A 23,178-nucleotide genomic window follows, 5' to 3' on the forward strand; every position below is an offset into this window, starting at 1 on the left:
AGAAACATGGAAAACACTATGATTGCAGCGAACATCCCGTGGCTGACGCTTCTCGTTGCCCTTCCCGCAGCGGGAGCCCTGATCCTCGCGATTATTCCGTCGATCCGGCGCAGCTCGGGTAATCTCCTCGCTCTGGCCATCTCGGTCATTGAACTGATCCTCGCGGTGGTCGCGTCGATCGTCTCCTTCGACTGGTCGGCATCGGGCACCTATCAGATGGTCGAGTCGGTTCCGTGGATTCCTCAGATGGGTGTTTCCTGGGCTCTGGGTGTCAACGCCCTGGGCTTGGTGATGATCCTTCTCGCGGTCGCCCTCGTCCCCCTCGTCCTGATCGCCGGACTCAAAGACGACGGAAACTCACGCGACGCGGGTGCGTACTCGGCCCTCGTGCTTGCGCTTGAGGCCTTCATGGTTCTGATCTTTGCCGCCTTCGATGTGGTTGTCTTCTACATCGCCTTCGAGGCAATGCTGGTTCCGCTCTACCTGATGATTGGTCGCTACGGAGTGGGGGACGCGGTCAAGCGCCGCGCCGCCGCCATGAAGTTCCTCCTGTACTCACTGGCCGGCGGACTTGTCATGCTCGGTGGGCTCGTGGCCCTGTGGGCGGGCGCAGCCGAGCATTCGGACACCTACTTCCGTCTGGACTCACTGGCGAGTTCCGCCCCGGCGCTTTCCGGAGCACTGCAGATGGGTGTCTTCGTGACCTTCATCGTTGCCTTCGCCATCAAGGCGCCGATGGTTCCTGTCCACACGTGGCTGCCCGACACTGCCGAGGTGGCGCGTCCGGGAACCTCGGTGCTGCTTGTGGGTGTTCTCGACAAGATCGGCACCTTTGGAATGATCACGCTGTGCGTGCGTCTGTTCCCGGATGCTGCCACGGATGCCCGGTGGGTGCTTGTGGGCCTGGCGGTCCTGTCAATCCTGTGGGGTGCGTTTGCAGCGAACGGACAGGACGACATCATGCGTCTCGTGTCCTACACCTCGGTGTCGCACTTTGGTTTCATGGTCCTGGGAATTTTCATCGGATCTGAGATTGCTCTCGTCGGCGCCATGTTCTACATGGTGGCCCACGGCGTGTCGATCGCCGCGATGTTCCTCCTGTCGGGGTGGCTGTCGAGTCGCGGCGGCACGCAGGACATGCGCGAATACTCCGGTATGCAGCGCGTGACTCCGGTACTGGCAGGCCTGTGGCTGGTTTCCGGTCTTGCATCGGTCGCGCTTCCCGGTCTTTCGGGCTTCGTTCCCGAATTCCTTGTCCTCATGGGCACGTGGAAGGTCAACGTTCTTGTCGCAGTCCTCGCTGTGCTGGGCGTCATCCTTGCGGCGCTCTATATCCTCACCCCCTACCAACGGGTGTTTACGGGCGCACCTCGCGAAGACAAGATCGGTCTTCACGACTTGTCCGGTCGTGAAAAGACGGTGATGACTCCGCTTATCGCCGCGATGCTGATCCTGGGTATCTGGTCAGCTCCGCTCATCGGAGCGCTGACCCCCATCGCCTCTGACTCCGTGTTGTCACACGACGCGGGGGCTCAGGCGCAGACCTTGTCAGAAGGGAGCACGAAGTGAATCTCCTCGCGACAGCGAATTTCACTGCACCAACTATTGAGTGGGCCTCCCTCACTCCAATCATCATCGTTCTGGGAGCCGCAGTTCTCGGAGTCCTCATCGAGGCATTCGCTCCAGCCAGGAGCCGGCGCGGTGCGGGAATTTTCCTCGGAATTCTTGCCCCGCTCGCAGCCTTCGTCGTCCTCGTCATGCGGTGGTTCACAGTCGTGGACACCCCCTCATCTCTCGGCGAGTACGTTGAAGATCCCCTGACGATTGCGACGCAGGCGATCCTCGTCCTCGTCACTTTCGTGGCGATCCTCGTCATGGCCGACCGCACGCGCGTCGGTGACGGTGCCTTCGCGGGACAGCCCTCGGACCGGCCCGGATCATCTGATGAGGAAACCTCGGATGCACACGGTTATCAGCGTTCGGAGATGTTCCCGCTGACGCTGTTCTCGCTGGGCGGCATGATGATCTTCCCGGCGGCGGACTCATTCATCACGCTGTTCGTTGCCCTTGAGGTCATGTCGTTGCCGCTGTACATTCTCGCGGCAACGGCTCGCCGTCGTCGTCAGCTCTCCCACGAGGCCGCGCTGAAGTATTTCCTTCTCGGCGCTTTCGCCTCGGCCTTCCTCCTCATGGGTTCGGCGTTGCTTTACGGCTTCTCCCGTTCCCTGAAGATTTCGGCCTTGGCCTCAGCGATTCCCACTGCCTTGGGCATGGACTGGTTGGCTGTCGTCGGCGTATTCATGGTCATGGTGGGCTTGCTCTTCAAGGTTGGCGCGGCTCCATTCCACGCGTGGACCCCTGATGTCTACACGGGAGCTCCGACTCCGGTCACGGGCTTCATGGCAGCAGCGGTGAAAATCGCAGCGTTCGCCGCGATGCTCCGCTTCTACCAGGTTGTTGCCGCAATCCTCCAGTGGGATCTCCTCCCGGTGTTCGCTGTTATTGCCTTGGCAACGATGGCCGTTGGAACCTTTGTCGGTCTCGTGCAAAAAGACGTCAAGCGAATGCTGGCGTACTCATCGATTGCCCACGCTGGTTTCATTCTCATCGGTGTGTTCTCAGTGGTTCCGGGTTCGGCGGGGCATGTGCTGTTCTACGTCCTGGCCTACGGCGTTGCAACGGTCGGTGCTTTTGGCGTCATCTCGCTGGTGCGTTCAACCGATGCTGAAGGCTACATCGGTGGAGAGGCAACATCTCTTGAACGTTGGGCGGGCCTGGGCAAGAACCACCCGGTGATTGCCGGTTCGATGCTCGTCTTCCTCCTGTCCTTTGCCGGCATCCCGCTCACAGCGGGCTTCATCGGGAAGTTCGTTGTCTTCTCCGATGGTTTCGCCGGTGGCTTGGGATGGCTTGTGGCGTTCGCACTGCTGAGCTCAGCGATTACGGCGTTCTACTACTTCCGCCTCGTGCGTCTCCTGTTCTTCACGGAGCCGTCTGAATCTGCGGTTGTTGTACGTTCGGAGGGAACCGGAGCTTTCGCCATCGTTGCCTGCGCTGTCGTGACGATCATCCTCGGTGTGTTCCCCGGTCCCGTGTTGTCTCTTCTCGCTCAGGTCGGCATACTTCTCCCGTGAGTGTTTCTGCGCCTAATCTGCATGTTCCCGGCCTCGAGTCTCGGATCCAACCGGGGCTCGAGGCCGTCGAGCGTCATTTAACGACGTCTGTTTCCGGTTCCCGCGATCTCATTGATGAGTTGACGAGCCACCTCGCCCTCGCCGGTGGGAAGCGGATGCGTCCACTGCTGACGCTGGTGTGCGCCCAACTGGGTGATCCTGATGAAGCACTCAGCCCCCGTGTGATCACGGGAGCTACCGCTGTGGAGCTGACACACCTGGCATCCCTGTACCACGACGACGTCATGGATTCGGCTCCTACCCGTCGGGGAGTGCCTTCGGCCCAACACCAATGGGGAAATAACCGCGCGATCCTTGCCGGAGACATCCTGTTTGCGCGTGCTTCGGTACTCATTGCGTCGCTGGGCCCTGAGATTGTTGCGCATCACGCGAGAACTTTCGAGCGCCTGTGCGTTGGCCAGCTCAATGAGACCTTTGGTCCGAGTCAGGGTGCTGATCCGGTGGAGTTTTATCTCCAGGTGCTCGCCGATAAAACGGGCTCGTTGGTGGCGGCAGCCGCGAACTTCGGTGCGTGGCTTTCGGGTGCGGGCCCGGAGGTGTCGGCAATTGTTTCGGAGTTCGGTGAGTACGTCGGTGTGGCCTTCCAGATCGCCGATGATGTCCTGGACTTAGTCTCAACGGGTGAGACGTCAGGGAAGACCCCGGGAACTGATCTTCGCGAGGGCGTGGACACTCTTCCGGTTCTCCTCCTACGTCGCCGCAGTGCGCGAGGGATCCTCGATGCTCAAGGTGAAGAGATTCTCCACCTGCTTGAAGGTGACCTGTCATCGGATGAGGCTTTAGCTGAGGTTGTCTCCCGCCTGCGTACACACGACGTCCTTGAGGAAACTCGTCAACTTGCTCGCGACTGGGCTGATCATGCGGTTGGGTGTCTTGCCCCGCTTCCAGATTCGGAGGCAAAGACGGCGTTGGAGTCCTTTTCTGCTCTGATGGTGGATCGTTTGGCGTAGGGTTTCCCAGCTTCTGCGCATCCGCTCTGTGACGACGGCCTCGGATGTATGGTTCGTGTCTCACATGAGGTTGACCTTCGTGGGGACCGATAAGCTAGGGGACGGACTTTTACAGGTCGGGCACTCCGCGTGCTCGAATGATGAAGGAGACGTGGCTTGGCATCACTGAATGTCGCGGTAATCGGCGCAGGCCCGGCAGGTATTTACGCATCGGATATCTTGTCGAAATCGGGACTTGAGGTGAACATCGACCTCTTCGAGCGTCTCCCCGCACCCTACGGCCTTGTTCGCTACGGCGTTGCCCCCGATCATCCGCGCATCAAGCAGATCATCGTTGCTCTGTATCGAATTCTCCAACGCGGTGACATCCGTCTCCTAGGAAACGTTGAAATCGGTCGGGACGTGACGATCGATGACCTGCGTGAACACTACGACGCCATCATCGTTGCAACGGGAGCAGACCGAGATGCTCCCCTCGATATCCCGGGAATCGATCTTCCCGAGTCCTACGGTGCCGCTGACTTTGTGTCCTGGTACGACGGACATCCCGATTACCCCCGGACATGGCCGCTGGAGGCACAGGAGGTTGCCGTTATCGGTGTGGGCAACGTCGCCCTCGACGTTGCCCGAGTGCTTGCAAAGCACGCAGAGGACATGATGGTCACGGAGGTCCCCGAGAACGTTGCCGAGGGTCTGGCACGCAATCCGGTGACGGATGTCCACGTCTTCGGCCGTCGCGGTCCCGCGCAGGTGAAGTTCACTCCTCTTGAGCTCCGTGAGCTCGGCAAGGTTCCCGATGTTGATGTCATCGTCTCCGAAGAAGATTTCGACTTTGACGAGGGCTCGCAAAAGGCACTGCGCGAATCAAATCAGCAGCGTCAGGTTGTCAAAACATTAACGAACTACGCGTCGGTGGATCCCCAGGAGCACCGGGCATCACGCCGCATCCACATTCATCTTTTTGAGTCTCCGGCAGAGATTCTTGGTGATGAATCCGGACATGTGAAAGCCCTGCGCACCGAACGCACAGAGTTGACCGGTGACGGCAGTGTGCGCGGCACGGGTGTGAAAACAACGTGGCCAGTCCAAGCGGTCTACCGCGCAGTCGGCTACTACTCATCGCCGATTGAGGGCTTACCTTTTGACCGGGAACGCGGCGTCGTCCCCAACGACGAAGGTCGTGTGCTCGCTCATGCGGGAGCCGAGGACGAGGTTCTCACCGGCATCTACGCAACGGGATGGATCAAGAGAGGCCCCGTCGGTCTCATCGGCTCAACGAAGTCGGACGCGCAGCAAACCATTGCTCACCTCGTCGAAGACGCGAACGCCGGTAAGCTCCACGCGACAACACCACGTGTTGGCCATGAGGCGATGGTTGCGCTCCTGGACGAACGCGGAGTCGAATACACCACCTGGCAGGGGTGGGAACTCCTCGACGCCTACGAGAAGGAACTCGGCGAGAAATTCGGAGAACTCCCCAACGGTCGCGGAATCCGTGAACGCGTCAAAGTTGTGTCGCGGCGCGCGATGACGGATATCTCACGGGCAACAGGTGACGGTGCGGCTGCGTCCTCGTCCCTGATTGGAGACATGGGAGAAATGGGGGTTCCCAGTGCCCCCGAACGCTTCGATGACTACACGGGTCCAGGTCGGCGCACCTCAAAGGGTTCCTGAAGGGAGGAACTCGTGACGGTCGCGGGCGCGGAGGGCGCTGCGTGAGCGTGGCGTTCAGGAAGCATTCAGCTGCGCCTCATATTCTAGTTTCATGACGCGTCGCAGTTATCACAACGGCTTGAAAACCACGGTGCTTCTGGCGTCGATGTGGGCGATTCTTCTCCTGATCGGCGCAGTGATCGCTCAAGGAACAGGACGGGCGTGGTGGATCTGGGTTTTTGCTGGAATCGGCCTCGTCCAGACGGGCATTGCCTACTGGAATTCCGCATCAATCGCACTGCGGTCAATGAATGCGTACGCCGTGACCGAGGCGGAACGTCCCGATCTCTACCGGATCGTTCGGGAACTGTCGGAGCGGGCAGGTCAGCCGATGCCGTCGCTATGGATTGCGCCAACTCAGACACCGAACGCTTTTGCCACGGGGCGTGATCCTCAACACGCTGCGGTGTGCTGCACCGAAGGCATCCTTGAGCTGCTCAATGAGAGGGAACTGCGCGGCGTCCTCGGCCATGAACTGATGCACGTGTACAACCGCGATATCCTCACGTCCTCAGTGGCGGCCGCGATGGGCGGAATCATCACGTCGATCGCACAGTTCCTCATGTTCTTCGGGGCAGGGAACCGACGCGACAACAACGGGGGAGTGGGAGTGCTCGCCGCCATCGCCATGTCACTTCTTGCCCCCATCGCCGCCACGCTCATTCAGTTTTCCATTTCGCGAACCCGTGAGTTCGATGCGGACGAGGACGGGGCGCAGCTGACGTCGGATCCCCTAGCTCTGGCCTCGGCGCTGCGCAAACTTGATCACATGACCGAGCGCAGGCCTATGCAGCCAACACCGGCGAATCAGAATGTTGCGGCAATGATGATTGCCAACCCATTCCGCGGCCAGGGGATGCGCGCTCTCTTCTCCACGCACCCGCCGATGGATCAACGCATCGAACGTTTAGAAAAGATCGCCGGATACTGACAAAGACAGGGGCGTCTTCTCCTGTCCGCTACCCCCGGCGCGCGTGGTGCCGATACTGACGAGGCCGACGCGCGTGATGCCAGCTGCTGACGAGGTGGGGCGCTCAGCCGCGTCGGTTCTGAGAATCGAATGAGATCGGTTCTCAGAATCGGATCAGCTCGGTGCATCCCCAGATCGCGTCAGGCCTGCTTGCCTCGCCTCAGCGGTAGTTGACGAACTGGAGAGCCGTGTCAAACTTTTCCCCCGCCGGGCCCTTGAGCAGCGCAATGACGGCCTGAAGATCGTCGCGGGACTTTTGAGGACACGCGCAGTTCATCGCCCTGAATCTGCGCCTTGACACCCTTGGGGCCCTCGTCGCGGATGAGCTTGGAGATTTTCTTCGCTTCATCCTGGGCAATGCCTTCTTTCAGCGGCGTGACAAGCTTGTAGATTTTCCCGGAGGCTTTTGGCTCGCGATCCTTATAGTCCAGGGATTTGAGGGACAGACCACGCCGGATGAGTTTCGTCTGAAGAACGTCAAGGATCGCCAAGACACGCTCAGGTGAGTTTGCCTCCATCTCAATGGCATCTCCAGACAGGCGGATCGCGGCGTCAACATTACGGAAGTCGTATCGGTTGGCGATCTCCTTCGCGGCCTGGTTCACGGCGTTATCTACTTCTTGACGGTCGAGCTTAGAGACGATGTCGAATGACGAGTCAGCCATAGTGGGTCCTTTCAACGGATCGCGCGTGATTTTGCTCATGATCCACGTGGTCATGACGCGCGCGTGATGCCCCCTAGCGTAGTGGGTGACGAGGGCGGGTGGCGAAATATCGGTGTTTTTTGCCGGTGTCACCGAGAGGTTGTCGGCGTGGTCCGCCCTCAGTTGCTCAACTTCTTGGGGCCGCTCTGATTCGCATTTGGGCGTTGAATTCTGTTATTCTTCCACGGCACCGAAAAACGGTGCACGGCGGGGTTCCCGAGTGGCCAAAGGGATCTGACTGTAAATCAGACGCGGAATGCTTCGGGGGTTCGAATCCCTCCCCCGCCACACTTTCGACTTCGGTCGAAGAGGTTGCGCCGGCAGGGTTTTTACCGTGCTGTCGCGCCGCCCGGTGAAAACCGGGAAACGCTGTGAGGTCCTTCTCATGCGATTCGATTGCTTCGGTAGTCGGGCCTGAGCTAGGCTTTCCGGCGTTGCCCCGATAGCTCAGTAGGCAGAGCGTCTCCATGGTAAGGAGAAGGTCAAGGGTTCGATTCCCTTTCGGGGCTCTGGTTCGCGGCTCCGGTCGCAACCGCCGTGGCGGGGTAGCTCAGCTGGTTAGAGCGCACGACTCATAATCGTGAGGTCGCGGGTTCGAGTCCCGCCCCCGCTACCAAGATTGACCGGTCGCGCGCGACACAAACTATCAGCAAAAGAGGGAAGCAACCGTGGCAAGCAAGTCTCAGGACGTTCGCCCCAAGATCACTCTGGCCTGCTCGGAGTGCAAGGAGCGCAACTACATCACGAAGAAGAACCGTCGGAACACGCCGGATCGTCTCGAACTGGCAAAGTACTGCCCGCGTTGCCGCAAGTCGGTGATGCACCGCGAGACACGCTGATTCCGTCGACACAACGTGTCGCGTTCGCCCCTGAGGAGTGATCCCGGGGGCGTTCGCTGTATCCGCCCCATCATCTGCTCCGAGAGCCTCGACGTTTCCACGGCAAGGCCTGAGAATTCGGGAGCTAGACCGCTTCGTCCTCGTCCCCATTTTGTGAAGGAGCCCCATGTCCGCCCCGACCCTCGCTGACCTGACGACGCTACGTGTCGGCGGCCCTGTCGCTCAATTTGTCCGCTCCCAATCCGAGAGCGAATTCATCGAGGCGGTTGCCCAGGCGGATGCCACGGGTCTGCCTCTGCTCGTCATCGGCGGTGGATCGAATCTCCTCGCCTCGGACGCTCCCTTTGAGGGGGTCGTTGTCTCCCACGGCGTCGCTGCCATTACTCAGCACCCCGCACCCGCGGTCGGTGCGGGTCCTCTTCCTGATGGAGAGGGCGCCCCGGTGTCCTCGGATACTTCGGGGGACGAGGACGAGGCTGTCCGTGTGATCGCTTCCGCAGGGACGACCTGGGACGAACTTGTTGCCTGGACCGTTGACCGTGGTCTGTCGGGACTTGAGGCGTTGTCGGGGATCCCTGGGACAGTCGGTGCAGCTCCCGTGCAAAACATCGGCGCATACGGTCACGAAGTCGCTGAGTTCCTTGAAAGCATTCGGGCGTGGGATCGGCAGGAACACCGCGAGGTGACGCTCACGCGTGAGCAGATGGCTTTCGGCTACCGAACCTCCGTGATCAAGCGTTCGATCCTGGAAAGCGGATGGGGACCAACGGGACGATGGGTTGTCCTTGAGGTGACCTTCCGGCTTTGTCGATCACACCTGAGCGCTCCGATCCTGTACAGCCAGCTTGCGAGCAGTCTCGACGTGGAACAGGGTGACGTGGTCGCTTCTCGTCGCGTCCGTGAAGCTGTCCTGAGCCTGCGTGCCTCAAAGGGGATGGTCCTCACCCCAGGTGATCACGACACGTGGTCCGCGGGGTCGTTCTTCACGAACCCGATCATCCCCTCATCTGCGGCATCGGTCATTGACGAGGACGCCCCGCGGTATCCCGCGGGGGAAGCCGCTGATGGCACCCCCCTGGTGAAAACATCGGCGGCGTGGCTTATCGAACACGCGGGATTTACGAAGGGGTTCGCGCTTCCGGGCGAGGGACGGGCTGCGTTATCGTCGCGTCATGTGCTCGCGCTGACAAACCGTGGGGGAGCCACAGCACGCGAGATCGCCGATCTTGCCCGCGCCATTCAGCGGGGCGTGGAGGACACTTTCGGGATCCATCTTGTCCCCGAGCCGGTCTGCCTCGGTATTGACCTCTAGAAGCCGGGTATTGACCTCTAGGAGCTCGGTATCGAACTCGAGGAGGCAGGTCCGCATCCCTGCTGACCTCCGCCGTCCTCGGTTCCCGGTTCTGTGGCAAGCCATGCGACGATCTGTCCTCGCCACTGTGCTTTTCGAGACGGTGATGCCAGCGATGCGTCAATTGACTCACGGGCCAGGTCGGCCAGCTGTGCGTCACTGAAGTCGAAGGCATCACGAGCTGCCGCATACTGCGCCACAAGGCGCGAATGGAAGAGCAGAGGGTCATCTGCGCCCAGGGCGATTTTCACACCGTGTTCCATGAGCGTTGGTAACGGAACGTGAGCAAAGTCCGGATAGACCCCCAGGTGAACGTTCGACGTGGGGCACACCTCGAAGGCCACACCGGAACTGGCAAGACGATCAAGAAGTTCCAGGTCTTCACTGACGCGCACGCCGTGGCCGAGTCGTGCGGGGCTCAGAGCCGCAACGATTTCCCTGACGGATTGCGGTCCCAGTAATTCTCCGCCATGAGGTAGTGAGGCCAGACCGGCACGACGCGCGATGTGGAATGCCGCAGAGAACTCCGATGTTGTTCCCACGCGCTCATCGTTGGACAAGCCGAATCCGACGACGTCGCCAACTCCGTCGCCAACGTATTGCGCAGCGAGGCGAGCGAGGATCCGCGCGTCCAAGGGGTGACGGATACGTGACGCCGCAACAATGATTGCGACATCCACCCCGGTGGTTTTCGAGGCTGCGCGAGCTTCATCGAGGATGATTTCGAGGGCCGGAGTGATTCCCCCAACCCAGGGGGCGTAAGACGTTGGATCCACCTGCATCTCAAGTCGAACGGAGCCTTCGCGGGCATCGTCCTCGGCGGCCTCGCGAACGATGCGGCGCATGACTTCTTCGGAGCGGACGAGGTGGCGTGCAGCATCGTAGGAACGCTGGAATCTGAACCATCCACGCCCATCCGCGGGGACTTTCAGCGGGTCGAGTTCAACGAGGTGCTGAGGAAGACGAATCCCGGCGTCCTCGGCAAGCTCGATGAGTGTCTGCGGTCGCATTGCCCCAGTGAAATGGAGGTGGAGGTGAGCCTTGGGGAGCGTTGATGGGTCTCGTCGTCCGGGGGGTGGAGGTGTAGCTGTGGTCAGGTCGAAGGCCGGACGCGCTGAACTTTTGTGCCGGGCGGGCATGTCATCGCGCCTCATCGGTGTGCGTTCAGCCATTCGACGATGTCGGTGATGAGCTGCGGTCCTTCCGGCTCGTTGAGTACCTCGTGGTAGGCACCGGGGATGATCCGCAGCTCAAGGTCGAGGTCGGGGTGGGCCTCGAGCGCCGCAGCAACGAATTCCCGTGACCCGTCGAGATGGGCGAGGCGGTCCTGATCCCCGTGGAGGATGAGCATGGGCGTTGATAGGCGGTGAGCATGACGGATCGATTCGTCGCCCTGGACGAGCATTGTCGCTCCGGTGAGCAGAGCGACCCCGCCGTGCCAGTTGAGAATGTCGGCATCGAACTCAGCTTGAACCGCCGGGTCACGCGACAGCTTGGATTCGGCGTTCGGTAAGTCGCCGGGGGATGCGATGAGGCCCGGGCACATTCGCGCGAGGGGGAGGAGCTTGCGCGCAAGGTCGGGACTAATCCCCGATATGGGGCGGAAAGCTGGCCCTGAGAGAACGGTGCCGCGCAAGTGGGAGGAGTCAATGAGTGTTGAAGCCCCGGTGATCAGTCCTCCCATTGAGTGTCCGAAGAGGAAAATGTCACGAGTACGAGCATGCGTGAGCACGATGCGGCGGGCATCGAGGTGATCCTTGATGAGTCGTCCGACGTCGACGCGCGCTCGCGGACCGGATGCGGTGCCGTGACCCGCATGATCGTAGTAGGCGACGTCGTAGCCGGAGGCTGTTAGCGCATCGAAAAGAGGGAAATAGCGGCCTGAATGTTCGGCGTAACCGTGGGCTACTAAGACGGTCCCGTGGGGCTTTGCTGAATTTGCGCGAAGAAAGTGGAGGTCCATGACCCTATTGTGGCAGAGTCACCGCCCGTTGATCGGGCAACGTGTGCAACGGTGAGAATGAACTGGACGTGAACTGTGCCGTCCCACAGCGGTGGGACGGCACAGAACAGATGGACCATCAACGCGGTTGTTCACCGCGTGCGAGAGTCGACAGATGCTTAGCGGGCCTCGGCGAGGAGTTCTTGAACTCGACCGACACCTTCGACAAGGTCATCGTCGGAGAGGGCGTAGGACAGGCGGATGAAGCCAGATGGGCCGAATGCTTCGCCGGGAACAACCGCGACCTCGACCTCGTCAAGGATCAGATCGGCCAGCTGCGCCGAGGTCGTTGGAACGGTCCCGCGGATCGAACGTCCGAGAATGTTCTCAACGTTCGGGTAGGCGTAGAACGCCCCTTTGGGTGTGGGGACCTCAAGCCCATCGATCTGGCGGAGCATCGTGATCATTGTTTGGCGACGACGGTCGAAAGCTTCGCGCATGAGGTGCACTGTGTCGAGAGAACCAGAAACGGCTTGCAGCGCGGCACGTTGGGCCATGTTTGACACGTTCGATGTGAGGTGAGACTGGAAAGAGGTTGCGGCCTTGACGATGTCGAGCGGTCCGATCATCCAGCCAACACGCCACCCCGTCATCGCGTATGTCTTGGCGACACCGTTGAGTACCAGGGTCTGATTTGCCAGCTCGGGAACGAGGGCAACGATGTGGGCCGGCTGAGCGTCCTCGTAGAGGAGGTGCTCGTAGATTTCATCGGTGATGACCCAGATGCCGTGCGCGAGTGCCCATTCACCGATCGCGCGCGTTTCCTCCGGTGTGTACACGGTTCCCGTTGGGTTTGACGGTGAGCAGTGGAGGAGGACTTTTGTGCGGTCAGTGCGTGCCGCTTCAAGCTGGTCGACTGTCACCTTGTAGTCCTGATCGGCTCCGGCAAAAACCGGAACTGTCACACCACCGGCGAGCTTGATGACCTCGGGGTACGTTGTCCAATACGGCGTCGGGAGAAGGGCCTCGTCACCGGGGTTGAGGATCGAAGCGAAGGCCTGGAACACCGCTTGCTTACCACCGTTGGTCACGAGGACCGAAGCGGGATCCACTTCGTAACCGGAATCACGCAGGGTCTTCTGAGCAATCGCTTCGCGCAGTGCCGGAAGGCCAGCGGCGGGCGTGTAGCGGTGCATTGCGGGGTCCTTGGCGGCCTGAACAGCGGCCTCGACGATGTCATCGGGCGTGGCGAAGTCAGGTTCACCGGCGCCGAACCCAATCACCGGACGGCCCTGAGCCTTGAGAGCCTTGGCTTTGGCGTCGACGGCGAGCGTAGCTGACGGTGTAATCGCAGCGAAACGAGCGGAAACACGAGATGCAGTTGAAGCAGTTGAAGTAGTCACGTCCCAATGGTTCCATGTCAACGGACAAAAGTCTCCTCTTTGCCGCAATACGAAACGGTAACGATTGCGACAGTCGTGGGATGCGCCTCGTCCTCGTCCCCAATATGTGACCCACTTGGGAGGCACTAGGTTGGACAAGGGGACCACTTGTTCCCTAAACTCGACCGAGTGAGTTTCCCCAACTCATGTAGGGCAGTGGCGCAATTGGTAGCGCACCGGTCTCCAAAACCGGCGGTTGTGGGTTCGAGTCCCGCCTGCCCTGCCAGGAAGAACCTGATTGGCACAAGTGGAGGATCGAATGAGCGACAGCAACGTCATCAGCGACAGCTCCGCGCGCCCGGATCGCACAAAGATCTCGGCGACCCGCAAGCGTGATGAATCCCCAGCTGAAGCCGATAAGAAGCCGAATATCTTCAAGAGGATCTGGACGTTTATCCTCCAGGTGATTTCGGAGATGAAGAAAGTCACCTACCCTTCCGGTCAGGAGACCTGGACCTACTTCGTGGTTGTCGTTGTCTTTGTGGCAGCAATCATGGCTTTCGCTGGCCTATTGGACTTGGGATTCGGTAGACTAAGCGCATTGATCTTCGGCTGAAGCCAAGAGAACCCGCCCGCAGGAACCTGCAGGCGGGTTTCTTCTACGGCGTGACATCGAGGATCGGACATCGAAGCAAGCCGACCGAGGCAACGAGGAGAACACGCGTGAGCGAAGAAATGACATCTGCCGACATCCCTGTCGACGAGACTGCCGAAACACTCGCGGACGAGACCGCCACCGAGGCAGCGGTCGACGCCGCCAACACGCCCGAGGACGCTGAGGCAACTCACGAGGATCCGGTTGAGAAACTCCGTCGTGAGCTCTACGTGGCCCCCGGTGACTGGTACGTCATCCACACCTATTCCGGTCACGAGCGCAAAGCCAAGGCCAACCTTGAGCAGCGCGTGGAGAATCAGGGCCTCCAGGAACAGCTTTTCCAAGTTGAAGTTCCTGACGAATACGTCATGGAATACCGAGGGACCGCGAAGAAACGCGTGCGGCGTGTGCGCATCCCCGGATACATCATCGTTCGCATGGAGTTCAACGAGGCGACCTACCGCGTTGTCAAGGAGACGCCCGCAGTCACCGGATTCCTCGGTGACCAGCACAACCCTGTTCCGCTGACGATTGACGAGGTCGTCATGCTTTTGACACCGAATGTCATGGAAGAGGCGGCTGTCGAGCAGAAGCAAGGCCCCGCCCCCGTCCAGGAAGTCCAGGTTGCATACGAACCGGGCGAGGTTGTTACCGTGACCGACGGTCCGTTTGAGGGAATGTCGGCAACGATTTCCGAGATCATGCCCGAGACTCAGAAGCTCAAGGTCCTCGTGACGATCTTCGAGCGCGAGACTCCGCTGGAAGTCGGATTCGACCAGGTCGACAAGCTCGAACAGTGAAGTGTCGCACGCGGACTTGGGAACAGGTCCGCGCGCGCGTTAGTATCAATGTCTGTGCGAATTGGGATCGCTGTGCCTTCGTGGCCTGCGGCCCGCGCATAACCCCGGCGACAACCGTCGCTGTGGAACAAACGTAGGAAGACCCGAATTTACATGGCACCGAAGAAGAAGGTCACCGGCCTGATCAAGCTTCAGATCGCAGCCGGCGCCGCAACACCTGCTCCGCCTGTCGGTCCCGCTCTGGGCCAGCACGGCGTGAACATCGTTGAGTTCACGAAGGCGTACAACGCCGCGACCGAGTCGCAGCGTGGCAACATCGTCCCCGTTGAAATCACCGTCTATGAGGATCGTTCATTCACCTTTGTCCTCAAGACTCCTCCGGCAGCGGAAATGATTAAGAAAGCCGCTGGCCTCCAGAAGGGTTCCGGCACGCCGAACACCGTCAAGGTTGGCTCCATCACGATGGACCAGGCCCGCGAGATCGGCCAGGCGAAGATGGCGGACCTCAACGCGAACGACATCGAAGCCGCAGCAAAGATCATCGCCGGTACCGCCCGCTCTATGGGCATCACCGTCGAAGACTGACCCCACAACATTTCCCAGTGGTAGGGCAGGCGCTGCCCACATCCCACGACTGCAAGGAGAAGAAGCAGAATGACGAAGCGCTCAAAGAGCTACCGCGCGGCAGCTGAGAAGATTCACGCCGATGTGCTCTACACCCCTCTTGAGGCCATGAAGCTGGCCAAAGAAACCACCGTCACCAAGTTCGACTCGACCGTTGAGGTGATGTTCCGACTCGGTGTTGATCCGCGTAAAGCGGATCAGATGGTGCGTGGCACCGTTTCCCTGCCGCACGGCACCGGCAAGACCTCCCGGGTCTTGGTCTTCGCCGTTGGCGAGCGTGCACAGGAAGCAATCGACGCCGGAGCTGACGAAGTCGGTGGCGACGAACTCATCGAAAAGGTTGCCAAGGGCTACACCGACTTCGATGTCGCCGTTGCTACTCCGGACCTCATGGGCAAGGTTGGTCGCCTCGGCCGCGTCCTCGGCCCCCGTGGCCTGATGCCCAACCCCAAGACGGGCACCGTGACGATGGATGTTGCCAAGGCCATCAAGGAAATCAAGGGTGGGCGTATTGAGTTCCGCGTGGATAAGCACTCGAACCTCGCGTTCATCATTGGCAAGGCATCTTTCTCTGCTGAGCAACTGACCGAGAACTATGCCGCTGTCCTCGAAGAGGTGCTCCGCCTCAAGCCGTCCTCGTCGAAGGGTCGTTACATCTCCAAGGGCACCGTCTCTACAACGATGGGCCCCGGCATTCCGCTGGATGTCACGAAGACGAAGAACCTGACCTCGGAGCAGGCATCCTGATCTGAGTGAAATTCCGTCAATCCCCGGAACGTTTCTGACGTTCCGGGGATTTGTCGTTTAACGCCAATGGTCACCTGATGGTGTGCGCTTCCCATGTGTCCCGTGTCATCAGGTTGACATGGCCGGTGCGGTCTTCGCCGAGCTGTGGCACCGGAACATTGTCACTTGTGTGATGGAAGACGAACCCAAGTTTGTCTTGCACCCGAGCTGACTTGTGGTTCCCGTCGTAGTACGCACACCACACGGCCCGCATACCGAGGTCCTCGAATGCGTGTCGGATGAGTTCCCTACAGGCTTCGGGCACAAGACCCCGCCCCCAGTAGTCAACGCCGATCCAATAGCCGAGTTCGCATTCGTCGGCGCGGTCGGTCAGGTCGGTGGCGTCGCCCATCTTCAGGGCAATTGCGCCGATGGCTTCGTCGGTGTCACGCAAGGTGATTGCGTAGGATTCGGGCTGAAAAAGCACGGTGTCAATGATGTGCGCCGATTCTTCGACCGTCTGGTGAGGGGGCCATCCCGCAGCCGGTCCTATTCGCGGATCGCTCGCGTAGCGGAAGAGACTGTCTGCGTCCTCTCGACGCCATGCTCGCAGCACAAGCCTTTCGGTAGTGAAGTCTTTGATCATTTCCTCACAATACAGGAGGATTCCAGGGTGTGGTTGCGCGTCGTCCTCGTCCCCTTTCCTGCTATTGACGAGGACGAAGGGCGACCTTCACGAGGGCGAGCGTGTCCACTCCCACACCTGATCCACTTGGGTGCCATTCCTTGGGCTGGTACTCTAGGGAACTGCCCAAGACCGTCGGATCCAAGGAAACTTGGACGAAGCGCGAAAGCAGCCGACGCAGGTGAGTGAGCGCAGCCTAAAGGCCGCGCACTGGACAACCGGATCTTCCCGGGACTTAACAGAGTCAGGGGAGGAGATGCGAGCCCGGCACGAATCTGCGTGTCGGGCTTCTTCGTGTCTGATGGTCACCAATCTGGAAGGAGGACCATGGCGAGGTCTGACAAGGTGGCAGCGGTTGCCGAACTCGTGGAGCGTTTCCGCGCGAGCGACGCCGTCCTGCTGACTGAGTATCGCGGCCTGACCGTTGGCCAGCTCAAGCAGCTGCGTCGCGGACTGGGCGACAACGCGAGCTACGCCGTGGTGAAGAACACGCTGGCTGCGCTGGCTGCCAAGGAGGTCGGACTCGACTTCCTGGCTGAGGACCTCAAGGGTCCAACCGCCATCGCATTTGTCTCAGGTGAGCCCGTTGAGGCCGCCAAGACTCTGCGTGATTTTGCCAAGGAGAACCCCAACCTCGTGCTGAAGTCCGGCGCGATGGACGGCGCTCAGCTGTCCGTTGAGGGTGTCAAGAAGCTTGCTGATCTGGAGTCTCGCGAGGTGCTGCTGGCCAAGGCTGCCGGCGCTCTCAAGGCGAAGATTTCGCAGGCGGCGTACGCGTTCAATGCACTGCCCACCAAGGCTGTGCGCACCATCGATGCCCTGCGCGACAAGCAAGGGGAAGCGGCCTGACGAGACAGGCCCCGCGCTGTCGCCGGTTAGATGCCGGCTACCGGTGCGGAACTCAACACCAATCTGCTCTCGTAGCAGGCCCAACAAGGAAGGATGCCACTCATGGCTAAGCTCTCCGCTGATGAGCTCATCGAAGCTTTCAAGGAAATGACCCTCATTGAGCTCTCGGACTTCGTCAAGCAGTTCGAAGAGGTCTTCGACGTCACCGCTGCCGCTCCGGCTGCCGTTGCCGTTGCAGCTCCCGCCGCTGGCGACGCTCCCGCCGCCGAAGAGAAGGACGAGTTCGAGGTTGTCCTCGAATCCGCCGGCGACAAGAAGATTGCGGTTGTCAAGGTTGTTAAGAACCTCACCGGCCTCGGCCTGAAGGAAGCCAAGGACCTCGTTGACGGCGCACCGTCGACCATCTTCGAGAACGCGAAGAAGGAAGACGCCGAGAAGGCCAAGGCTGAGATCGAAGAGGCCGGCGGCTCCGTCACCCTGAAGTGACGCTGCCGGACCCATTGATGGGTGTCAGCAGTTGATGAGCGTCACCTGCTGAGTGTATTGTCACGGGCGCAGGTGTCTGCCACTTGGTGGTCGTCTCTGTGTCCTGAGCCCAGTCGATGCGGTCGATAGCTTCGACAAATCCCGGATCCCCCATGTAGGGGATCCGGGATTTTCCTATGGCCGGGATTTTCCTATGGGAGGGTAGCCCCAATCCTGGGGTGCGTGAGATGTGAGCATCGGGGTAGACAAATCTCCTGGATCAGGTGGTCAATTGTGCATAGGCGAGGTGAATGCAAGAGACAGATGAAAACCCTCCGACCTTTTTGTTGAAAAATCGAGGTAATCGGCGCTGACCTCGGGTGATGACATGCGCTGTGGATCGGCGAATACAGAGGAAAGCGCGCGCTCGTCCTCGTCAATTTAGTTGAAAATATGACCAATGAGGGGTGACTCTCTGCTACTGTCACGTACCGTCCAACAATGATGTTGGGTGTCTCCACAGCACTGCGCTAACCCGAAGAAGGGCTCATGAAACGAAAAGCCTCGTGGCTGCTGCCGTTTTTTGTCACATCGACGTTGCTTGCAGCTCCACTTCCTTCCCTCGCAGCCGACGTCGACGGCTACGTTACTCACGCTGAACTGACTGCCACGCAGACAGCTGAACCTGTCAAAGATGACGTGGTTCCCAGCGGCAATCAATACCGCTACCAGAAAAACGAACTCGCGGGATTCGTCCACTTCGGACCGAATACCTTCGAGGGAATTGAATGGGGCGAACACTACGGGCGACGTCCTCCCTCGGACATCTTCCGCTTATCGAAGGATTTCGATGCCGAAACCCTCGTCATGTCAATGAAAAAGGCGGGTTTCAAGCAGATCATCGTCGTGGCGAAACACCACGATGGCTTCTGCCTCTGGAACAGCGCATTCACCGACTATGACATCGCCAATACGAACTACAAGAACGGCCAGGGAGACATCCTCGCCGAAATCTCCGCAGTAGCCACCCGGGAAAACATGGACATGGGCCTGTACCTGTCCCCGTGGGATATTCACGAACCCAGCTACGGCTACTACGACGCCAACCACCGACCGACAACCCAAGATCGAGACGTTCTGGACTACAACGAGCATTACAACAATCAACTGAACGAAATCCTCTCGAACCCGAAGTACGGCAACAACGGACACTTCACAGAAATCTGGATGGACGGAGCCAAGGGCTCGGGCGCGAACGCACAGGACTACAACTTCCAAAAATGGTTCGACACCATTCAGCGCAACGAAGGTCGCGCGGCAGGTTTCGACTCCGACGCCATGCTCTTTGGAGCCGAATCGCACACAACCGTGCGGTGGATCGGGAACGAACTCGGACTCGCCGGTGCCAACACGTGGTCAAAGTCGAAGGTCAATAAACAGAGCAACACCATCGACTCGCGCAGCATCAGTGATCCCGAGGTAGGAACGAAAGCTACCGTCGGTTGGGAAGATGGTAACCAGTGGACCGTTCCCGAGGCCGACGCGCGAATCACCGCGGGGTGGTTCTGGGCAAACAACCGCAAAACTCCAAAGTCCCTCAAGGACCTGGGGAATATGTATTTCAACAGCGTTGGCCACAATGCGGTGCTCCTGCTGAATATCCCCCCGAATACTGATGGCACAGTTGACGAAGCAATCCGGTCGCGCCTGGGAGAATTCGGTGATGCGATCAAACAGAGCTTCGCAAAGAACCTGGCGGCAGCTAACGGGGCGAGCCTGAGTGCCTCCAATGTCCGCGGCAATGCCCAGCAGTTCTCGCCGAACACTCTGGTCGACGGAGATGACGCGACGCACTGGTCAACAGATGATGGGCAAAGCAGCGGATCCGTGATCGTTGATCTGGGCCGGTCGACACTTGCCGATGTGGTGTCCGTTGAAGAGGCCATTGAGTTCGGACAGCGCATCAATCACTACATGATTGAATACCGCAACAACACCACTGGGGCGTGGACGAAGCTGAAAGAAGGGACGACGATCGGTGCGAAGAGGCTTGTTCGCGACGTCCCATTCCGTGCCCGCCAGGTCCGCATCACAGTGAGCACTCCGGATAACAAAGTCCCGGTGCTTTCTGAAGTTGGTGTTTACAAGGTCGCCGAACCCTTTGAGCTTGCTTCCCCTGTCCCAGAGGGGATGGACCTGATCTCCATCACCCAAACACCCACTGCCCTCAACGGCAACATTGGTTTTCAAGCTGGGCGTGGATGGAACGCTGAAGGCGGCGTGCAGTACATCAACGGCGCGAATAAGTGGGCCAAAACAGGGGCGACACTCACACTGAAGTTCCACGGGTCCAAGGTCTACCTCATGGGAACACGCGATCCTGGGCACGGCACGATGGACGTCAGTATTGACGGAGGTCAGGCCGTCACGGTAGATACGAAAGACACCACGCGAAGTGTGGGGCAGAAAATCTACGAGTCGCCAGATCTTGATGACGGAGATCACACGCTGACACTGAGAGTTAAGAGCGAGGCCATCGGCATTGAAGCGGCGTTTGTCATTAACAACGGTGGCGTTGGCATGGTCGGTATTGACCGCGATTCTTTCCGGATGAACGAGGCATCGACCCTTGAGGTTCCGTTGACCCGCGTGGGAGGAACAAGCGGTGAGGTGAGAGTATCGCTTCAACCGAATCCCGGTTCGGCAATCCAAGATGATTTCGACACGGACAACGTTCCGGTGGTGACTTTTGCTGATGGACAGAAAACAGCAACTGCTCCCGTGAAGACGCGTCGAAATACGAACGAAACCGGAGATCAGCACTTCACTGTTGAGCTGACCGATCCGTCTGACACCCTCATTCTCGGCTTCATCACGAGGGCGCGAATCGACATTGCTGACACAGAAACCGAGGTGAAGAAGCCTCTCCTCGACGCAATTGCGAAGGCACAGAAACTTAATAAGGCCTGGTACACGCAGGGGTGGGAAGCCTTTGAGAAGGCGCGCGATGTGGCGGTTGGAGCTGCCGAGCAGCGGCCGGTGAATGCTGACGCGATGTCCGCTGCGGTTGAAGGGCTTGCTACAGCAACAGCGGCTCTGGTTGAACGTCAGAGCTTCTCGGCAGAGGATCCCTTCGTGTTCCCATCAACCGTTGGCGCCAAGACACTTGCCGAGGCCGAGTTCGGTCAGGTCACCGATGTCAAACTGCCGTCGGATGGACGTTGGGCAGCATCCGTTAACGATGCGGCATGGGCCTCTCATGGGAAGTTCGTCAACTGCATTAACCAGCAGGATACGTTGACGATTCCCTATCGTGCTGACCGCGCAGGAACGTATCGGGTCACGGCGTTCTACCGCTCAGGTGATCCGCGCAACGCCCTGGCGTGGACGGAGCCTTCCAACAAGATCGAGGCGGGGCAGGCTCAAGCAGGGGATTCCTCTGCCCAAGAGACACGTCGAGCCGAGTTTGACATGGTGGTTGCCGAGGCCGGGGCCGGCTCCTTGGTCTTCACCGGACCGGAGTTCAAGTCGCCGCAGCTGGACGCTTTGGAGTTTGAGCTGATTTCCGCGGTGGAGGAGCCCTCGGCTCCCTCGGATCCTTCGGAGTCCGAGGAACCGACTCAGCCGGCAGATCCGGGGAACACGACTGAGCCGAGCACGCCCGGTGAGCCCGCCAATCCGGCAGGGCCGAGTGATCCGGCAGGGCCGTCCGGTCCTGAGACCCCGACCGTCCCGGACACCCCGGGTCAGACGGGTGAACCCAGTGATCCTTCGGGTCCGTCCGGTTCTGAAGAGCAGCTCAAGCCCATTGAGATCATCGGGTTGGTTGAGGGAGCGACGAGCCAGGGGAAGCCATTGAGCTTCGTTGTCCGTGGTGTTGCTGCGAACTCCAAGGTGACGTACACGGTTCATTCACAACCGGTCGTCCTTGATCCGGTGACCGCAGATTCCCTCGGCGTGGCCAGGGCAGAGTGGATGGTTCCGAAGAACTTCGAGGTCGGGGAACACTCGGTGGTTGCGTCGGTCAATGGTGCAGAGATCGCACGCGCAACCTTTAGGGTTGTGGCGGCGCCTGCCGACACAGCTGACCCGGCTGCTCCGGTCAATCCGGGAGCCTCACCTGAGGGTGATCAGCCGGCAGATGGTGATCAGCCGACGGATACCAACAAGCCGGCAGATGGCGACAAGCCGGGGGATGGCGCAGATCCGGCGAATCCTCCTGCGCCCAAGCCTAGCGAGAAACCAGACAACGAAGGGCCTGACCCGGCGGGCACACCCAATGACGGAGGACGCCCTGGCGGTCCTTCGGATGAAGCATTGGGAATGCTCGAGAATCCCTTCGGAACATCGGGGATGAAGAAACCCGGTCAAGGCGCTGAGGCTGCCTCCGGGACGGCGATGAAACGGCGTCCGGTTACGGGGACGCATAGCCTTGCGTCCACCGGAGCAGTGGCGATGACCGGTGTCGGACTCACCGCTACTCTTGCAGCGCTGGGAGCTCTTGGCGTCAGGCGTTCGCGTCGTGACCGTTCCTCGCTCGGGTGACATGTGAGGATGTGGGCGCGCCCGGGTTGCCGGGCGCGCCCCGTCCTCGTCAATGCGCATCACAATGGAAAGCCCACTGATCACGGGATGCCCGAGGTGAGGCAAGGACCACGTCGAGGGAATTTGCTTGACGCGCAGAGAATCGCTAACATTTTCACTTGTCGATCCCGCGTAGCTCAACGGCAGAGCATCCGACTGTTAATCGGACGGTTACTGGTTCGAATCCAGTCGCGGGAGCCACACGAACGGCCCGGAGTCAGCGAAAAGTTGATCCGGGTCGTTTCGCATATTCCCGGAAATCTCGCTGTGGCTGCCCGAGGGGGAGAGCGTGAAAAAGACCGATGTGGGGGTGGCGCGCGCTAAGGAGGCGCCGCCATCTGCGCAGGAGATCCGCACCGAGCTCATTCTTCGTCTCGTTGAACAGATTCCTCCGGGGAAGGCGGCAACCTATGGGCAGATTGCGCGCATCGTCGGCACGGGTGCGCGCGTTGTTGGACGCGTCATGGTTCAGTGGGGTGAGTCGGTTCCCTGGTGGCGCGTCGTGAACGTTCACGGAAAGTTTCCGAAAAATCTTCGTTCGGGGGCCCGATCTCACTGGGTGGACGAGGGGATGATGATGCTGGGTGATGGGGAGCAGATTGACCTGAATCGGTGTCAGGTGGATGACGAATTACTTGAAAGTAACTGTCAAAAAATCCGCGAGATTCTGCGGAAAGAAGCCGATGAAAACGGTTGTCAAGTATTTCAATGAATAACGATTTTGTAACGAGATGGCGTTGAGCAT

General features: G+C 59.8%; 19 protein-coding genes, 5 tRNA genes and 1 pseudogene. 20 read left to right on the forward strand and 5 right to left on the reverse strand.

The annotated features are described in order from the left end of the window. Positions 1-18 precede the first annotated feature (18 nt). From G7Y41_RS01665 to htpX, 5 genes are all read left to right on the forward strand, one after another. Positions 19-1,569 carry a complex I subunit 4 family protein gene (locus tag G7Y41_RS01665; RefSeq protein WP_165217896.1) on the forward strand — a complete coding sequence of 517 codons (1,551 nt, stop codon included), beginning with the start codon at positions 19-21 and terminating at the stop codon, positions 1,567-1,569. Then, positions 1,566-3,134, forward strand: coding sequence for an NADH-quinone oxidoreductase subunit NuoN (gene nuoN / locus G7Y41_RS01670; protein WP_165217458.1), 1,569 nt, complete (start codon positions 1,566-1,568; stop codon positions 3,132-3,134). The genes G7Y41_RS01665 and nuoN overlap by 4 nt, the downstream gene beginning before the upstream one ends. Beyond that, positions 3,131-4,144 (forward strand): polyprenyl synthetase family protein, encoded by a 1,014-nt coding sequence (locus G7Y41_RS01675; protein WP_165316228.1) that lies wholly within the window; start codon positions 3,131-3,133, stop codon positions 4,142-4,144. The genes nuoN and G7Y41_RS01675 overlap by 4 nt, the downstream gene beginning before the upstream one ends. A gap of 156 nt (positions 4,145-4,300) precedes the next feature. Beyond that, the gene (locus G7Y41_RS01680) at positions 4,301-5,818 is read left to right on the forward strand and encodes an FAD-dependent oxidoreductase (RefSeq protein ID WP_165217463.1); all 1,518 of its coding nucleotides are present in this window, start codon (positions 4,301-4,303) and stop codon (positions 5,816-5,818) included. A gap of 91 nt (positions 5,819-5,909) precedes the next feature. Then, positions 5,910-6,788, forward strand: coding sequence for a zinc metalloprotease HtpX (htpX, locus tag G7Y41_RS01685; RefSeq protein ID WP_165217465.1), 879 nt, complete (start codon positions 5,910-5,912; stop codon positions 6,786-6,788). 199 nt (positions 6,789-6,987) lie between these two features. On the opposite strand, the pseudogene G7Y41_RS01690 reads toward htpX, so the two are convergent. After that, positions 6,988-7,492, reverse strand: a pseudogene (locus G7Y41_RS01690) (YajQ family cyclic di-GMP-binding protein). A gap of 245 nt (positions 7,493-7,737) precedes the next feature. Between G7Y41_RS01690 and G7Y41_RS01695 the strand changes: the two are divergent. The 5 genes from G7Y41_RS01695 to G7Y41_RS01715 all read left to right on the forward strand — a co-directional run bounded on the left by G7Y41_RS01695 (position 7,738) and on the right by G7Y41_RS01715 (position 9,682). Then, positions 7,738-7,819, forward strand: a tRNA-Tyr gene (locus G7Y41_RS01695). Positions 7,820-7,967: 148 nt separating this feature from the next. Next, positions 7,968-8,040: transfer RNA gene (locus tag G7Y41_RS01700), tRNA-Thr, on the forward strand. Between the two features lie 30 nt (positions 8,041-8,070). Continuing rightward, positions 8,071-8,147, forward strand: a tRNA-Met gene (locus G7Y41_RS01705). 52 nt (positions 8,148-8,199) lie between these two features. Next, complete coding sequence (gene rpmG / locus G7Y41_RS01710; protein WP_165217469.1) at positions 8,200-8,370, forward strand: 50S ribosomal protein L33; 171 nt, start codon at positions 8,200-8,202, stop codon at positions 8,368-8,370. A gap of 166 nt (positions 8,371-8,536) precedes the next feature. After that, positions 8,537-9,682: a UDP-N-acetylmuramate dehydrogenase gene (locus G7Y41_RS01715; RefSeq protein WP_165316229.1), complete on the forward strand. Its 1,146-nt coding sequence runs from the start codon at positions 8,537-8,539 to the stop codon at positions 9,680-9,682. Positions 9,683-9,699: 17 nt separating this feature from the next. Here G7Y41_RS01715 and G7Y41_RS01720 read toward each other — a convergent pair whose 3' ends face one another. The 3 genes from G7Y41_RS01720 to G7Y41_RS01730 form a co-directional block, all read right to left on the reverse strand. Then, the gene (locus tag G7Y41_RS01720) at positions 9,700-10,860 is read right to left on the reverse strand and encodes an adenosine deaminase (protein ID WP_165316230.1); all 1,161 of its coding nucleotides are present in this window, start codon (positions 10,858-10,860) and stop codon (positions 9,700-9,702) included. Between the two features lie 11 nt (positions 10,861-10,871). Beyond that, positions 10,872-11,684, reverse strand: coding sequence for an alpha/beta hydrolase (locus tag G7Y41_RS01725; RefSeq protein ID WP_165217476.1), 813 nt, complete (start codon positions 11,682-11,684; stop codon positions 10,872-10,874). Between the two features lie 158 nt (positions 11,685-11,842). Beyond that, positions 11,843-13,066, reverse strand: coding sequence for a pyridoxal phosphate-dependent aminotransferase (locus G7Y41_RS01730; RefSeq protein WP_165217478.1), 1,224 nt, complete (start codon positions 13,064-13,066; stop codon positions 11,843-11,845). A 189-nt stretch (positions 13,067-13,255) separates the two neighbouring features. Here G7Y41_RS01730 and G7Y41_RS01735 point away from each other — a divergent pair. From G7Y41_RS01735 to rplA, 5 genes are all read left to right on the forward strand, one after another. After that, a tRNA-Trp gene (locus tag G7Y41_RS01735) sits at positions 13,256-13,331 on the forward strand. A 33-nt stretch (positions 13,332-13,364) separates the two neighbouring features. Further along, positions 13,365-13,661, forward strand: a complete 297-nt coding sequence (gene secE / locus G7Y41_RS01740; protein WP_165217480.1) for a preprotein translocase subunit SecE — start codon at positions 13,365-13,367, stop codon at positions 13,659-13,661. Between the two features lie 119 nt (positions 13,662-13,780). Beyond that, positions 13,781-14,500, forward strand: coding sequence for a transcription termination/antitermination protein NusG (nusG, locus tag G7Y41_RS01745; protein WP_165316243.1), 720 nt, complete (start codon positions 13,781-13,783; stop codon positions 14,498-14,500). 153 nt (positions 14,501-14,653) lie between these two features. Continuing rightward, positions 14,654-15,085: a 50S ribosomal protein L11 gene (gene rplK, locus G7Y41_RS01750; RefSeq protein WP_165217482.1), complete on the forward strand. Its 432-nt coding sequence runs from the start codon at positions 14,654-14,656 to the stop codon at positions 15,083-15,085. 69 nt (positions 15,086-15,154) lie between these two features. Next, positions 15,155-15,871: a 50S ribosomal protein L1 gene (gene rplA / locus G7Y41_RS01755; RefSeq protein WP_165217484.1), complete on the forward strand. Its 717-nt coding sequence runs from the start codon at positions 15,155-15,157 to the stop codon at positions 15,869-15,871. A 70-nt stretch (positions 15,872-15,941) separates the two neighbouring features. Here rplA and G7Y41_RS01760 read toward each other — a convergent pair whose 3' ends face one another. Continuing rightward, the gene (locus G7Y41_RS01760; protein ID WP_165316231.1) at positions 15,942-16,496 is read right to left on the reverse strand and encodes a GNAT family N-acetyltransferase; all 555 of its coding nucleotides are present in this window, start codon (positions 16,494-16,496) and stop codon (positions 15,942-15,944) included. A gap of 366 nt (positions 16,497-16,862) precedes the next feature. On the opposite strand from G7Y41_RS01760, the gene rplJ reads away from it, so the two are divergent. From rplJ to G7Y41_RS01785, 5 genes are all read left to right on the forward strand, one after another. Beyond that, positions 16,863-17,384, forward strand: a complete 522-nt coding sequence (gene rplJ / locus G7Y41_RS01765; RefSeq protein ID WP_165217489.1) for a 50S ribosomal protein L10 — start codon at positions 16,863-16,865, stop codon at positions 17,382-17,384. Positions 17,385-17,486: 102 nt separating this feature from the next. Then, on the forward strand, positions 17,487-17,870 hold the full coding sequence (rplL, locus tag G7Y41_RS01770) for a 50S ribosomal protein L7/L12 (protein ID WP_165217491.1): 384 nt from the start codon (positions 17,487-17,489) through the stop codon (positions 17,868-17,870). Positions 17,871-18,398: 528 nt separating this feature from the next. Then, a complete protein-coding gene (locus G7Y41_RS01775; RefSeq protein ID WP_165316232.1) occupies positions 18,399-22,394 on the forward strand; it encodes an alpha-L-fucosidase in 3,996 nt (1,331 codons plus the stop codon). A 165-nt stretch (positions 22,395-22,559) separates the two neighbouring features. Next, positions 22,560-22,634 (forward strand) — tRNA-Asn (locus G7Y41_RS01780). A gap of 88 nt (positions 22,635-22,722) precedes the next feature. Then, positions 22,723-23,145: an MGMT family protein gene (locus G7Y41_RS01785; protein WP_331272608.1), complete on the forward strand. Its 423-nt coding sequence runs from the start codon at positions 22,723-22,725 to the stop codon at positions 23,143-23,145. Positions 23,146-23,178: the final 33 nt, after the last annotated feature.

The organism is Schaalia sp. ZJ405, from assembly GCF_011038885.2.
Classification (GTDB): domain Bacteria; phylum Actinomycetota; class Actinomycetes; order Actinomycetales; family Actinomycetaceae; genus Pauljensenia.

Bases quoted from the DNA above. Each gene is read 5' to 3' on its own strand.
- G7Y41_RS01665 (WP_165217896.1), top strand. From the start codon at position 19: ATGATTGCAGCGAACATCCCGTGGCTGACGCTTCTCGTTGCCCTTCCC.
- htpX (WP_165217465.1), top strand. From the start codon at position 5,910: ATGACGCGTCGCAGTTATCACAACGGCTTGAAAACCACGGTGCTTCTG.
- G7Y41_RS01715 (WP_165316229.1), top strand. From the start codon at position 8,537: ATGTCCGCCCCGACCCTCGCTGACCTGACGACGCTACGTGTCGGCGGC.
- G7Y41_RS01720 (WP_165316230.1), bottom strand. From the start codon at position 10,860: ATGCCCGCCCGGCACAAAAGTTCAGCGCGTCCGGCCTTCGACCTGACC.
- G7Y41_RS01725 (WP_165217476.1), bottom strand. From the start codon at position 11,684: ATGGACCTCCACTTTCTTCGCGCAAATTCAGCAAAGCCCCACGGGACC.
- secE (WP_165217480.1), top strand. From the start codon at position 13,365: ATGAGCGACAGCAACGTCATCAGCGACAGCTCCGCGCGCCCGGATCGC.
- nusG (WP_165316243.1), top strand. From the start codon at position 13,781: ATGACATCTGCCGACATCCCTGTCGACGAGACTGCCGAAACACTCGCG.
- rplK (WP_165217482.1), top strand. From the start codon at position 14,654: ATGGCACCGAAGAAGAAGGTCACCGGCCTGATCAAGCTTCAGATCGCA.
- rplA (WP_165217484.1), top strand. From the start codon at position 15,155: ATGACGAAGCGCTCAAAGAGCTACCGCGCGGCAGCTGAGAAGATTCAC.
- G7Y41_RS01760 (WP_165316231.1), bottom strand. From the start codon at position 16,496: ATGATCAAAGACTTCACTACCGAAAGGCTTGTGCTGCGAGCATGGCGT.
- rplJ (WP_165217489.1), top strand. From the start codon at position 16,863: ATGGCGAGGTCTGACAAGGTGGCAGCGGTTGCCGAACTCGTGGAGCGT.
- rplL (WP_165217491.1), top strand. From the start codon at position 17,487: ATGGCTAAGCTCTCCGCTGATGAGCTCATCGAAGCTTTCAAGGAAATG.
- G7Y41_RS01775 (WP_165316232.1), top strand. From the start codon at position 18,399: ATGAAACGAAAAGCCTCGTGGCTGCTGCCGTTTTTTGTCACATCGACG.